The following is a 13,917-nucleotide window of genomic DNA, read 5'->3' as shown; positions in this document are numbered from 1 at the left end:
CCCCGGCGCACCGCGCCGGGGCCTTCGTGCGTTCGAAGGCGCGTTAGACGCGACAGGACCCATATCGGTGCCATGTCTGAAATGTGTTTTACATCACACAGCTGTTTTTCAGGGTCTTTCGGATGTAACAACTTCGCCGCGGCGATCTCCCGCTCGATCGCGCGGTTGATCTGCGGAGATGCGGACCACGCCACCACGTCGCGCCGACTCGAACACAAGGTCACGGAAACATCTCCGCGGCGCTCTCGACGGCCCCCGGCCATCCGACGGCTTCCCCCTCGCAAGATCGCGCCTGTATGTTTCCGGTCATCCCTTTACTGACGCATGGGACGCAAGAGCGCCCCACGACAGCCCAAGGAGTTCCCTCATGAAGCGCACTCTCGCCTTCGGTGGCCTCGTCGCCACCGCCGGCCTGCTCGCCGCTGGTCTGGCCGCCCCGGCCCAGGCCGCCGGCGACGTCGCCAGCGACACCCTGGCCGGCAGCCCCATCGCCGCCCAGAACATCGCGGCGTTCTGGTTCGGGGAGAAGGCCGCCAACCTGATCCAGGCCACCCCGTACGCGGTCGAGACCCAGGTCTCGGCCAAGCACGTCTCGACTGGCGGACCGTCGGCTGACAGCAAGCCCGGCGTCGTCCCGGCCATTGGCGACGAGAAGAAGTCGACCGCCAAGTCGAAGAACGTGAACCTGCCCAAGACCACCGGCAAGGTCTTCTTCACCGACGCCAAGGGCGCCCCGCGCTGGTGCTCGGCCACCTCGGTGCAGGCTTCCTACCGGAACCTGGTCGCCACGGCCGGTCACTGCGTGTACGACACCGAGTCGAACAAGGCCACGCTCGACAACTGGGTCTTCGTCCCCGGCTACTACCAGGGCAAGACCCCGTGGGGCGTGTACGTGGGTAAGCAGGCGTTCACCCACTACGACTACGACGTCTACGAGGACGGCGACCGCGACTACGCCTTCGTCACCGTCTACAACGGTGTCAAGTTCCCGGCCGGTGGCTTCGACGACTTCGAGAGCCTCGCCAAGCAGCAGAAGTGGGTCGAGCTCAGCAAGCTCGTCGAGCAGTACGTCGGCGTTCAGAAGATCAGCGAGGCCAACTACAAGCTGTGGAAGGCCGCCGCCCCGAAGGCCGAGAACAGGCTGTACGGGACGATCCCCGCATCCGAGGGCAAGCCCGCGGAGTACTGGGCGATCAAGTTCGTCGACGCCGGTCGCCTGGGTGACAACGTCGGCGGCCAGGGCCTGGCCTACAACCAGAAGCTCGGCAGCAAGCCGGTCTTCGTGTTCGGCTACCCGAGCGGGTCGCACCCGGACGGCAACTACGCCTTCTCCGGCAAGACCCTCAAGTGGAGCTACGGCAAGCCTTTCGCGGCGACCGCGCCCTCCATCAAGGGCGAGGAGCTGCAGGGTGTCAAGTCCTCCTTCACCGGTGAGGGCTCGCTCGGCTCCGCGTGGCTGATCGGCTACAACAACAGCCGTCGCCTGGGCTACCTGAACGGTGTCACCATCGCGGTGGCCGACCGTGACGGCAACAAGCGCATCGACACCAGCCTCTCCCCGTACTTCGACGGTGAGACCTACGGCGTCTACAGCGCGGCCAAGAACCTCTGGTCCGGCTCGATCGCCTAGTTCCCGGCCTGCGGGAACGAGATGGTCACGAGGAGGGGGTCCACACCCTGACTCGGCCGCTCAACTCACACAGGGTCCGGCTCTCCAGTCGGGCCCTGTGCCAGTTCTGGAGATGACGCGGCGGATGGACGGGCGCGCCGTCCATCCCCTTGTATGATCCAGGACAACCGAAGGCCCCGGGGCGACGCCCCGGGGCCTTCGCCATGCGTGCCGCCTTAGACGTAGCCGACCCGGATCCGGTGCCACGTTGATGATGTGATTTAGGTCACACGACAGAAGATCACATCTCCCGGCGCCCCGCCTACGCCAAAGCGGTCGCTTCACTCTTGATCTGCATATATGTCATCGGGTCAGCAAGGATCCGACATCCAGCAGAAGATAACGGAGTGGTCACGCCGCGCGACGGCCGGAAAGACCTCTCGAAGCCGCTTCCACGCCGGAAGATCGCGCCTGTATGTTTCCTGCCATCCCTTTACTGACGCATGGGACGCAAGATGCGTTCCACGACAGCCCAAGGAGTTCCCCCCATGAAGCGCACTCTCGCTTTCAGTGGCGTCATCGCCGCCACTGGCCTCCTGGCCTCCGGCCTGGCCGCTCCGGCCCAGGCGTCGGGTGACGTCGCCAGCAAGCCGCTCGCCTCCACCGGCATCGCGGCGAAGAACATCGTGGGCTACTGGTACGCCGAGCACGCGGCGAACCTGATCGGCGCCACGCCGTACAACGTCGAGACCACGGTCCCGGCCAAGCACGTCTCGACCGGTGGTCCCGCCGCGGACACCAAGCCCGGTGTCGTCCCGGCGATCGGTGACGAGAAGAAGACCACCGCCAAGTCGAAGAACGTCAACCTGCCCAAGACCACGGGCAAGGTGTTCTTCGTCGCCAGCGACGACAAGCCGCACTGGTGCACCGCGACCTCGGTCCAGTCCGCGTACAAGAACCTGGTCGCCACGGCCGGTCACTGCGTGTACGACACCGAGTCCAACAAGGCCACGATGGACTACTGGGTGTTCGTCCCGGGTTACTACCAGGGCAAGACCCCGTGGGGCATCTACGTCGGCAAGCAGGCCTTCACGCACTACGACTACGACGTCTACGAGGACGCCGACCGCGACTACGCGTTCGTCACGGTCTACAACGGCCTCAAGGCGCCGCACGACGGTGTGCCGTACGGCGACGACAAGCCCAAGCCCACCGTCACCGGCGGCGAGGGCTGGGAGAACGTCGGCAGCTGGCAGGAGGTCACCAAGGAGGTCTACGACCAGTACAAGGGTTGGGACACCTTCATCGGTGACGTCCACGCCGTCAAGGACAACAAGGGTGTCTGGCACTACTTCGTCTGGAAGTTCGAGGACGCGGGTGCCCTGGGCGCCAACGTCGGCGGGCAGGGTCTGGCCTACAACCAGAAGCTCGGCAAGCCGGTCTTCGTCTTCGGCTACCCGAGCGGGTCGCACCCGGACGGCAACTACGCCTACTCCGGCAAGACCCTCAAGTGGAGCTACGGCAAGACCTTCGCCGCCACCGCGCCCTCCATCAAGGGCGACGAACTGCAGGGTGTCAAGTCCTCCTTCACCGGCGAGGGCTCGCTCGGCTCGGCGTGGCTGATCAACTACAACAACAGCCGTCGCCTGGGCTACCTGAACGGTGTCACCATCGCGGTGGCCGACCGTGACGGCAACAAGCGCATCGACACCAGCCTCTCCCCGTACTTCGACGGTGAGCTGTACGGCGTCTACAGCGCGGCCAAGAACCTCTGGTCCGGCTCGATCGCCTAGTCTCCGCTCGCGGAAACACGACGATCTCCCGAGGCAGGGGTCCAAACCCTGACTCACCAGGCTTCACCCGTAGGGCCCGGCTCACCAGCCGGGCCCTACGGCTTTTCCGCGAAGTAGTACGCGCGGGCCTGGACGCGCGAGCGAATTCCATGGACGCGCGATGTGCCGCTTCCGCCGGCTGGATTCCGACAAGGCCCGATGAGGGGCGTCAAGCGGATCACAAGTAACCGCTCACAGGTTTCACTTCCCCCTCCCCTCCCTCCCGGATGAATGTGAACTAATACGACATCCCGCATGGCTCCCGGCGGGGCGCCTCGGGCACCCCGAACGGCCTGATCGGCGACTCCGGGGCCGGCAACGGCCACGACACCGGCATCTCCCCGCACTCGGACGGCGATCCCCACGACGTCCACGAACACGCCGCCGATCTCCGATTCGACACAGATCGCCTGGCCCGACAGGCGAACATCGGGCAGGACCTCCCTCCTCGGAACGACGGAGAGTCCCCTGAATAGGCATTCCAATACCGATGATTCGCGCGACGCCGAGCGCTCACACCATTCACCGACGACCGCGGCATCGACCGCGAACCTGTGAAATCGCTCACGATCCATGCGTGGCCGAGTCGCCCCCGCCGGCTGGAATTCGCCCCCCCAGGCCACAAGGAGTTGACTTGGACTTCACTTTTCAGTGTTTCCATTCGTCACTTGGATTCGGCGGGTGTCGAGAGCAGGCCCCCAAGTGGATTACAAGTGCTCGCACCTACGGTGTGCTTCATCCCTTTCCTGACGGATGGGACGCATTGGGCGTCCCACGACAGACCAAGGAATTTCCCGAATGAAGCGCACTCTGGCTTTCGGCGGCCTCGTGGCCGCGAGCGGCCTCCTGGCCGCGGGCCTGGCCGTCCCCGCCAATGCACAGGTCCCCAACGACTCGGTCCCGACCGTCGTCCTGGCCAACACCAACATGGCCGCCAAGCAGATCGCCGCCTTCTGGTTCGGCGAGGCCAGGGCCAACCTGATCGGCGCCACGCCGTACAACGTCGAGACCAAGGTCGTCGCCAAGCACGTCTCCAAGGGCGGCCCGGCGGCTGACAGCAAGCCCGGCGTCGTGCCCGCGATCGGCGACGAGAAGAAGTCGACCGCCAAGTCCAAGAACGTCAACCTGCCCAAGACCACGGGCAAGGTGTTCTTCATCGGCGCCGACCACAAGCCGCACTGGTGCTCCGCCACCTCGGTCCAGGCCGCGTACCGGAACCTGGTCGCGACCGCCGGGCACTGCGTGTATGACACCGAGTCGAACAAGGCCACCCTCGACAAGTGGGTCTTCATCCCCGGCTACTACGAGGGCAAGACCCCGTGGGGCATCTACGTCGGCAAGCAGGCCTTCACGCACTACGACTTCGACGTCTACGAGGACGGCGACCGCAACTTCGCGTTCGTGACGGTCTTCGACGGCGTCCTGCCCGAGAGCGCGAGCTTCAACAAGGACTACTCGAAGGACTTCGAGACCGCGGCCGAGGCCGAGAAGGACGCGGCCGCGCTCAAGGCGGACAAGACCACCGCCTGGGCACGCGTCAAGGTCACCCCCTTCAAGACCGCGACCAAGGTCGCGCTCGACACCCCGGGCTCGGTGAAGGAGTTCGTCGACCGGGACAAGATCAAGAGCGAGTCCGGGGTGGCGGACAACCAGCTCGGCGACACGGCCAGCTGGCCGACCGGAACCGGCGCGGACGTCACCAGCATCCTCAAGACGGACTTCGACAGCGCCTACGCGGCCGCCGCCGCCGGCAAGAAGGGCACGGGGCCGGGGGACGGCGCCTGGGCGTGGAACGCGGATGAGACGATCCTCTTCCTGAAGCGCGGCACCACCTACACCACGCGCAAGTTCTGGGTGAACTACGACCTGGACTACAGGGTCACCGCGAAGGTCTTCTCCATCGGCCTCAAGAGCGTCGGCCGCCTGGGCGACAACGTCGGTGGCCAGGGTCTGGCCTACAACCAGAAGGTCGGCAAGCCCGTCTTCGTGTTCGGCTACCCGAGCGGCGCCCACCTCGACGGCAACCACGCCTACACCGGCAAGACCCTCAAGTGGAGCTACGGCAAGACCTTCGGCGTCCAGGTGCCCGCCATCAAGGGCGAGGAACTGCTCGGCACCAAGTCGTCGTTCACCGGCGAGGGCTCCATCGGCTCCTCCTGGCTGGTGAACTACAACAACAGCCGCCGTCTGGGCTACCTGAACGGTGTGACCATCGGCGTCGCCGACACCGACGGCAACAACCGCTTCGACACCAGCTTCTCCCCGTACTTCGACGGCGAGCTCTACGACGTCTACAAGCACGCCGCCAACCTCTGGTCCGGCAAGATCGTCTGATCGTTCGGCGCACGACGCCGATCCCGCACCGCGGGACATGATCATGGAGTAAAGGGATGTACTCCAAGGGCAAACAGCTCCACGCGCAGGGCCCGGCTCTCCAGCCGGGCCCTGCGCCTTTGGCCCGCGTGAAAGTGCGGGCTCCGACATCCACTGAACCCTGTGCCTTTTCCCGTCCCTCTCCGCTCCCGCCGGTCGCACAGGATCTTGCAAGTGAACTCCAAGTGCACCCTCATATGGTGCGTTCCATCCCTTTCCTGACGGATGGGACGCATGAGGCGTCCCACGACAGACCAAGGAAGATCAGCATGAAGCGCACTTTGGCTTTCGGCGGCCTCGTGGCCGCGAGCGGCCTGCTGGCCGCCGGCCTGGCCGCCCCGGCCAATGCCCAGGTCCCCAACGACTCGGTCCCGACCGTCGTCCTGGCCAACACCAACATGGCCGCCAAGCAGATCGCCGCCTTCTGGTACGGCGAGGCCAGGGCCAACCTGATCGGCGCCACGCCGTACAACGTCGAGACCAAGGTCGTCGCCAAGCACGTCTCCAAGGGCGGCCCGGCGGCTGACAGCAAGCCCGGTGTCGTGCCCGCGATCGGCGACGAGAAGAAGACGACCGCCAAGTCCAAGAACGTCAACCTGCCCAAGACCACGGGCAAGGTGTTCTTCATCGGCGCCGACCACAAGCCGCACTGGTGCTCCGCCACCTCCGTGCAGGCGAACTACCGCAACCTCGTGGCCACCGCGGGCCACTGCGTCTACGACACCGAGTCGAACAAGGCCACCCTCGACAAGTGGGTCTTCATCCCCGGCTACTACCAGGGCAAGACCCCGTGGGGCATCTACGTCGGCAAGCAGGCCTTCACCCACTACGACTACGACGTCTACGAGGACGGCGACCGCAACTTCGCGTTCGTCACCGTCTACAACGGCGTCCTGCCCACCGACGCCGGCCGGGCCAAGTACGAGAAGGTCTGGGAGACCGAGGCCGACGCCAAGAAGGACAAGCTCAGGATCGAGACCGACAAGACGACGGCGTACTCGAACATCGAGATCGAGACCGTCGTCACCGGCGACATCGTCGCCGTGGGCACGGCCGAGTCCAAGAAGATCGACGACATCACCGTCACCGAGTTCAAGCGGCTCAACCCGGACAAGGAACTCACCGGCGAGGGCCCGTGGGCCGTCGGCTCGGGCGCCTCCGTCCCGGCCGAGATCACCAAGGACGCCTACGCATTCGACGTGGACTTCTACGTCAGCACCGACGGGAAGGCCTACTACTTCCGCAAGGAGGTCAAGGGCGACAAGGTCAGCGCCATGCAGAAGCCCAACGAGGGCGGCAGCGGCACCAACGGCGACGGCCGTGGCGGTGGCGGCAACGGCGGTGGCGGCAACGGCGGTGGCGGCAACGGCGGTGGCGGCAACGGCGGTGGCGGCAACGGCGGTGGCGGCAACGGCGGTGGCGGCAATGGCGGTGGCGGCAACGGCGGTGGCCAGCAGACCAAGCAGTACAAGTACTTCAAGCGGACCTTCTGGGCGAACTACGACCTCGACTACAAGGTCTGCGCGCGGTACTTCTCGATCGCGCTGAAGGACGTCGGCCGTCTCGGTGACAACGTCGGCGGTCAGGGCCTGGCCTACAACCAGAAGCTCGGCAACCCGGTCTTCGTGTTCGGCTACCCGAGCGGGGCCCACCTCGACGGCAACTACGCCTACACCGGCAAGACCCTCAAGTGGGCCTACGGCAAGACCTTCGCGGTCCAGGTCCCCGCCATCAAGGGTGAAGAGCTCCAGGGCATGAAGTCCTCCTTCACCGGCGAGGGCTCCATCGGCTCCTCCTGGCTGCTGAAGTACAACAACAGCCGTCGCCTCGGCTACCTGAACGGTGTCACCATCGGCGTCGCCGACACCGACGCCAACAACCGCTTCGACACCAGCTTCTCCCCGTACTTCGACGGTGAGCTCTACGACGTCTACAAGCACGCCGCCAACCTCTGGTCCGGCAAGATCGTCTGATCGTTCGGCGCACGACGCCGATCCCGCACCGCGGGACATGATCACGGAGTAAAGGGATCTACTCCAAGGGCAAACAGCTCCACGCGCAGGGCCCGGCGTCCAGCCGGGCCCTGTGCCATGTCAAGGTAAATGCGCTGTAATCTTCCTCTTTACCGAGGCAAGGACGCGACGAGGCGTCCACGCAGAGCGCAAGGAGCGTCCGTGAAGCGCGTCGTCCTGCCCGCCGGGTGTGCGGCGGTCACCGCCGGGCTGCTCTGTTCCAGCGCGTTCGCCGGGTCCGGCACGCTCGTGCCCGCCTCCGCCCGGGCGTACGACATCACCGCCACCCGGGCCCTGGCCTCCGAGGCCCAGGTCCCCTCCGTGATGGCGTACTGGCTGGCCGGTGACGGCCAGGCCCTCACTGACGCGACGCCGTACGGGCTGCGGGCGAAGGTGATCGCCCGGCAGGCGCCCCAGGGCGGCGCGGCCGCGGACGGGAAGCCGGGAGGCGTGCGCCCCGCCGCGGAGAAGTCGGGCGGCGTCCGCCCCGCGGAGGACAAGAAGGCCGCGGCGACCTCCAAGAACGTCAACCTGCCCAGGACCGCGGGCAGGGTGTTCTTCACCGGTTCCGACGGCAAGCCCTACTGGTGCGCGGGAACCTCGGTCCAGGCCAGGTACCGGAACCTGGTCGCCACCGCCGGGCACTGCGTGTTCGACACCGAGAACGACGGCGCGCCGATGAGGAACTGGATCTTCATCCCGGGCCACCAGCGCGGCACGAATCCCTTCGGCGTCTACGCGGGCAAGCAGGCCTTCACCCACCACGACTTCGCCACCTATCGGGACCTCGACCGCGACTACGCGTTCGTCACCGTCTACAACGGTCTCGTGCCGCAGCCGTCCCGGGCTCCCGGCCGGATCAGGCTGGCCGACGGCGGCCCGCTCGCGGACGGTGTGGGCGGGCAGGGGCTCGCCTTCAACCAGGAGATCGGCCGCGTGGCCGTCGTCTTCGGTCACTTCGGGCCCAAGGTGCGCGGCGCGACGTTCCGTGCCCAGGATCCGTCCATCCGGGCGGACGAGCTGATCGGCCTGAAGTCGTCGCGTACGGCCGACGGGTCCGCCTGGCTGATCGGCTACCGCAAGGCCGGTCGCCTGGGCTATCTCAACGGCATCACGATCACCACGTCCGGCGGCGCCGCCGTCTCCCCGTACTTCGACAGCGAGTTGTACACCGTCTACACCGAGGCCCGGCGGGTCAGGTCCGGCGCGGTGCCCGGTGGGACCGTCCGCGAGGGCGCGAACGAGATCAACATTCTGTAACAAACCGCTCCGGCCATTTCAGGACTTATTGCTTCCTGAATGGGTGCTGTAGTTTTTTACCATCCCTTTACTGACGATAGGGGCGCAGTAGCGGCCCTCATCAGCGCAAGGAGCGAACCCCTCATGCGGAAGCGTCTGCTTCTCCCCCTCGGCGGCCTGGCCGCCACCGGCCTCCTGGCCGCCGCTCTGGTCACCCCCGCCACGGCCGCCCCGACCGTGTCCAAGGCGAAGCTCGCCTCGCCGGCCAAGGTCGCGGACATCATCGATTTCTGGACCGCCGACAGCGGCGCCAACCTCAAGGCCGCCAAGGCGTACGGCGCCGAGCACAAGCGCGTGCCGAAGCACGTCTCCACCGGCGGCCCCGCGGCCGACGGCAAGCCCGGGGTCATCCCGGCGATCGGCGACGAGAAGAAGGCCGGCGGCAAGTCGAAGAACGTCAACCTGCCCAAGACCGTGGGCCGGGCGTTCTTCGTCATCGACGGCGACATCTACGCCTGTTCCGCCTCCTCGATCCAGTCGCAGTACCGCAACCTGGTCGCCACGGCCGGCCACTGCGTCTACGACATCGACGGCAACAGCCAGACCGTGGACAGGTGGGTCTTCGTCCCGGGCTACTACGACGGCAAGGCGCCCTGGGGCGTCTACGTCGGCAAGCAGGCCTTCACCCACTACGACTTCGACGTCTACGAGGACGCCGACCGCGACTACGCGTTCGTCACCGTCTACAACGGCATCGGATACGACTACAAGAAGGACGTGCACGTCGACCTCGGTTCCCTCGGCGCGAACGTCGGCGGCCAGGGCTTCGCGTACAACCAGAAGGTCGGCCAGCCGGTCTACGCGTTCGGCTACCCGGCCGCGCCGCACGGCGATGGCGACTACGTCTTCACCGGCGAGAAGATGAAGTGGTGCTACGGCAAGCCGGTCTACCCGATCGTCGAGAGCAGCGTGAAGGTCGAGGAGCAGATCGGCCTCAAGTGCTCGATGACCGGCGGCTCGTCCGGTGGTCCCTGGATCCTCAAGTACAACAGCAACCGTCGCCTCGGTTACATCAACGGCGTCACCAGCCTCGGCGGCGACACCGACGGCAACAACCGCAGCGACATGATCACGTCTGCCTACTTCGACGGTGAGACCTACGGCGTCTACAAGGCCGCGCTCCCCCTGTGGTCGGGCTCGCTCGTGAAGAAGGACGGCTCGATCGGCATCACCGAGACCCGCTGATCCGTCCTTCCCTGAGGCCCGGCTCCGGCCGGGCCTCTTCTCATGCCCGGCCCCCCGGCCCCGCGTACGTCCGGCGGAGGCGCGGTGCGATCCCGGCGGGTTCGGATCCGGGCCGTGCCCTCCGATCACCCGTTTTGGGCACGGTCCCATCCCGCGCATACCGCGGACCCGCGATGTGACTCTTGTCACACGCGAGAAATGCAACCTTTTCGGTGTTCCGTGACCGCTTATGGCGTCGAATGCCGCTCTCATCAGCCGATCTGCGGAAACATCACCATTAGGTACCAGCACGCTGTGAGGCGAAAAATACCCGTTTGATAACGGCGTGATCACAGGATGCTGTGAGTCGGAGAGGGCGTCGAACGCCCCTTCGGGCGACAAGATCTTCGCTGTAGGGTCCCGGTCATCCCTTTACTGACGAACGGGACGCGGTCGCGTCCCGCGACAGCGCGAGGAGTGAACCCCAATGAAGCAGCGTGTGCTTCTCCCCCTCGGCGGCCTCGCCGCCGCCGGCCTCCTGAGCTCCGCTCTGGTCACCCCGGCCCACGCCTCCGGCGACGTCGCCGCCAAACCCCTGGCCTCCCAGACGCTCGCCTGGGAGATCGCGGCCTTCTGGTACGGCGAGGACAAGGCCAACCTGATCGGCGCCACGCCGTACGACGTCGAGACCAAGGTCGTCGCCAAGCACGTATCGACCGGCGGGCCCTCCGCGGACACCAAGCCCGGCATCGTGCCCGCGATCGGCGACGAGAAGAAGTCGACCGCCAGGTCCAAGAACGTCAACCTGCCCAAGACCACGGGCAAGGTGTTCTTCATCGGCGCCGACCGCGAGCCGCACTGGTGCACCGCGACCTCCGTACAGTCGAACTACCGCAACCTGGTCGCCACGGCCGGTCACTGCGTCTACGACACCGAGTCCAACAGCGCGACGCTCGACAAGTGGGTCTTCATCCCCGGCTACTACCAGGCCAAGACCCCGTGGGGCATCTACGTCGGCAAGCAGGCGTACACGCACTACGACTACGACGTCTACGAGGACGGCGACCGGGACTACGCCTTCGTCACGGTCTACAACGGCGTGCTGCCGGACAACAGCGGTGCCGAGGTCAGCGAGTCGGAGTACCGGAAGTACCCGCGCACCCGCGCGCTCCGCAAGCCCGAGGTCCGGGTCTACGAGACCAGGACCGAGGCCCTCGCCAACAAGGGCAAGGGCACGATCGAGGAAGTCGTCGACACCGGCCACGTGGTGGCGCACGGCACCCCGGGCTCGTCCGACTGGCTCGGCGTCACCCGCGGCGAGTACCTCCGCCTCACCGGGGGCGCGGAGGAGCAGATCGCCGGCAAGGTCGAGCGTACGGACACCAAGCTGGCCGCGGACGACCCCGCGGTGAAGGACAGGACGCTCCCCTACGCCAGTTCGGACGGCAAGAAGTACTACTGGGCCAAGGAGATCAAGCCCGCCGAGGGCGAGACCCCGGCCGAGTACGAGTACTACGTCAGCGAGTTCTGCGCGACCTACGACCTGGACTACAAGGTCACGCGGTACTTCGTGCGGACCTTCACCGACGTCGGCCGCCTCGGCGACAACGTCGGCGGACAGGGCCTGGCCTACAACCAGAAGATCGGCAAGCCGGTCCACGTCTTCGGCTACCCGAGCGGGTCACACCCCGACGGCGACTACGCCTACACCGGCAAGACCCTCAAGTGGAGCTACGGCAAGACCTTCGCCGCCTCCGCCAAGGAGATCAAGGGCGAGGAGCTGCTCGGCGTCAAGTCCTCCTTCACCGGCGAGGGCTCGATCGGCTCGTCCTGGCTGCTCAACTACAACAACGGCCGTCGTCTCGGCTACCTGAACGGTGTCACCATCGGTCTGGCCGACACCGACAAGAACAACCGCATCGACACCAGCGTCTCCCCGTACTTCGACGGCGAGCTGTACGGCGTCTACAAGGCCGCGGCCAACCTCTGGTCCGGCAGCATCGTGCCCAAGTACTAGAAAGTCGAAGTACTAAGAAGTAACGCGTGTCTGGTCGCGGTACGGAGCGACCGCTGATCGCCGGCGGCATGGTGCCCGCCGCCGGCCGGGCGGCGGTTCCACGACCGCGTGAGTGATCCGGTGACACGGGCGCCGCGTACGGGGCTCGGAAAGGGAACGGGGCCCGGCGACGAGCCGGGCCCCGTTCTCACGTACCGCTGTATGAGCCTGTGCCGACGCGAACCGCCGTCGCGCGGGTACGGCCCCGATTCAGCGCCGGGCGACACCGTCCAGGCGGGCCTGCTCGGCCACGGCCGTGATCACGGCGGGCGCGACGCGGGCGTCGAACGGCGAAGGGATGACGTAGTCCTCGGACAGGTCGTCCCCGACGACGGCCGCCAGCGCGGAGGCCGCGGCCACCTTCATGTTCTCGGTGATGGTCGTGGCCCGCACGTCGAGCGCGCCGCGGAACACACCCGGGAAGGCGAGCACGTTGTTGATCTGGTTGGGGAAGTCGGACCTGCCGGTCGCGACCACCCGCGCGTGCCTCCTGGCCACCTCGGGGTGGACCTCCGGAGTGGGGTTCGACAACGCGAAGACGATGGCGTCCGGGGCCATCGACATGATGGCCTCCTCGGTCACCGTCGAGCCCGAGAGGCCGATGAACACGTCCGCGCCGCTGAGGGCCTCCTCGGTCGAGCCGGTGAAGCCCGCCTTGTTGGTGTCCCTGGCCAGGGCCTCCTTGACGGGGTTGAGACCGTCGCGTCCGGTGTAGATGACGCCCTTGGAGTCCGCGACGGCGACGTCGCCGATGCCGGCGCCGAGCAGGATCCGGGTCACCGCCACGCCGGAGGCGCCGGCGCCCGCGATGACGGCCCGCAGGTCGCCCAGCGTGCGCCCGGTCAGCCGGGCGGCGTTCTGCAGCGCGGCGAGCGCGACAATGGCGGTGCCGTGCTGGTCGTCGTGGAAGACCGGGATGTCCAGCAGCGAGCGGAGCCGGTCCTCGACCTCGAAGCAGCGCGGGGCGCTGATGTCCTCGAGGTTGATGCCACCGAAGGACGGGGCGAGCCGGACCACTGTCTCGACCAGCGCGTCCACGTCGGTGCAGTCGAGGCAGATCGGGACGGCGTCGACGCCCGCGAACTCCTTGAACAGCAGCGCCTTGCCCTCCATGACCGGCATCGCCGCGGCCGGTCCGATGTCGCCGAGCCCGAGGACGGCGGTGCCGTCGGAGACCACCGCCACGACATTGGAGACCCAGGTGTAGTCGTTGACGAGTTCGGGCGTGTCGGCGATGGCGGTGCACACTCTGGCGACGCCCGGTGTGTACGCGAGGGAGAGGTCGTCCGCGTCGCGGACCGGAATGGTGGAGCGGACCTCCAGCTTGCCTCCGCGGTGGAGGGCGAAAGCCGGATCGACGTCGAGAGCGTCCAGAGAAGTGGAAGTAACAGTCACAGCGACCCCAGTGTCACGAGGAGTTCCTTCGGTAGACGCCGCAAGAGCGGACCGGCCCGGGCTTCGGTAGCCGCCCGGCGGCCGTCGCCGTTGACGGTCGTCTCTTAGGGGGTACGGGGGTCACCCGTTGTTTGATTGTGCCACATGTTGAGATGGCGCCTGCGAGCCCCTCTCGTT

At 66.7% G+C, this 13,917-nt stretch carries 8 protein-coding genes; 7 read left to right on the top strand and 1 reads right to left on the bottom strand.

All coding sequences use genetic code 11. From position 1 onward, the window contains the following. Positions 1-367: 367 nt before the first annotated feature. From AB0I59_RS16325 to AB0I59_RS16295, 7 genes are all read left to right on the top strand, one after another. Positions 368-1,630, top strand: a complete 1,263-nt coding sequence (locus tag AB0I59_RS16325) for a trypsin-like serine peptidase (RefSeq protein WP_061255160.1) — start codon at positions 368-370, stop codon at positions 1,628-1,630. Positions 1,631-2,157: 527 nt separating this feature from the next. Then, a complete protein-coding gene (locus AB0I59_RS16320; RefSeq protein ID WP_061255161.1) occupies positions 2,158-3,402 on the top strand; it encodes a trypsin-like serine peptidase in 1,245 nt (414 codons plus the stop codon). 837 nt (positions 3,403-4,239) lie between these two features. Continuing rightward, the gene (locus AB0I59_RS16315; protein ID WP_358133501.1) at positions 4,240-5,775 is read left to right on the top strand and encodes a trypsin-like serine peptidase; all 1,536 of its coding nucleotides are present in this window, start codon (positions 4,240-4,242) and stop codon (positions 5,773-5,775) included. A gap of 308 nt (positions 5,776-6,083) precedes the next feature. Next, complete coding sequence (locus tag AB0I59_RS16310; RefSeq protein WP_358133498.1) at positions 6,084-7,787, top strand: trypsin-like serine peptidase; 1,704 nt, start codon at positions 6,084-6,086, stop codon at positions 7,785-7,787. Positions 7,788-7,988: 201 nt separating this feature from the next. After that, positions 7,989-9,086 carry a trypsin-like serine peptidase gene (locus tag AB0I59_RS16305; RefSeq protein WP_358133495.1) on the top strand — a complete coding sequence of 366 codons (1,098 nt, stop codon included), beginning with the start codon at positions 7,989-7,991 and terminating at the stop codon, positions 9,084-9,086. 123 nt (positions 9,087-9,209) lie between these two features. After that, positions 9,210-10,310: a trypsin-like serine peptidase gene (locus AB0I59_RS16300; RefSeq protein WP_061255163.1), complete on the top strand. Its 1,101-nt coding sequence runs from the start codon at positions 9,210-9,212 to the stop codon at positions 10,308-10,310. A gap of 466 nt (positions 10,311-10,776) precedes the next feature. Continuing rightward, the gene (locus AB0I59_RS16295) at positions 10,777-12,306 is read left to right on the top strand and encodes a trypsin-like serine peptidase (protein WP_061255164.1); all 1,530 of its coding nucleotides are present in this window, start codon (positions 10,777-10,779) and stop codon (positions 12,304-12,306) included. Between the two features lie 249 nt (positions 12,307-12,555). Here AB0I59_RS16295 and AB0I59_RS16290 read toward each other — a convergent pair whose 3' ends face one another. Further along, complete coding sequence (locus AB0I59_RS16290) at positions 12,556-13,740, bottom strand: NAD(P)-dependent malic enzyme (RefSeq protein WP_061255165.1); 1,185 nt, start codon at positions 13,738-13,740, stop codon at positions 12,556-12,558. Between the last annotated feature and the right edge of the window lie 177 nt (positions 13,741-13,917).

It is taken from the genome of Microtetraspora glauca (assembly GCF_040656155.1).
GTDB classification, from domain to species: domain Bacteria; phylum Actinomycetota; class Actinomycetes; order Streptosporangiales; family Streptosporangiaceae; genus Microtetraspora; species Microtetraspora glauca.
The sequence above is the reverse complement of the archived record's forward strand: the minus strand, read 5'-3'. Positions and strand labels throughout refer to the sequence as shown.

Excerpts from the sequence above, each read along its gene's own strand:
- AB0I59_RS16325 (WP_061255160.1), top strand. The coding sequence starts at position 368 with ATGAAGCGCACTCTCGCCTTCGGTGGCCTCGTCGCCACCGCCGGCCTG.
- AB0I59_RS16320 (WP_061255161.1), top strand. The coding sequence starts at position 2,158 with ATGAAGCGCACTCTCGCTTTCAGTGGCGTCATCGCCGCCACTGGCCTC.
- AB0I59_RS16315 (WP_358133501.1), top strand. The coding sequence starts at position 4,240 with ATGAAGCGCACTCTGGCTTTCGGCGGCCTCGTGGCCGCGAGCGGCCTC.
- AB0I59_RS16310 (WP_358133498.1), top strand. The coding sequence starts at position 6,084 with ATGAAGCGCACTTTGGCTTTCGGCGGCCTCGTGGCCGCGAGCGGCCTG.
- AB0I59_RS16300 (WP_061255163.1), top strand. The coding sequence starts at position 9,210 with ATGCGGAAGCGTCTGCTTCTCCCCCTCGGCGGCCTGGCCGCCACCGGC.
- AB0I59_RS16295 (WP_061255164.1), top strand. The coding sequence starts at position 10,777 with ATGAAGCAGCGTGTGCTTCTCCCCCTCGGCGGCCTCGCCGCCGCCGGC.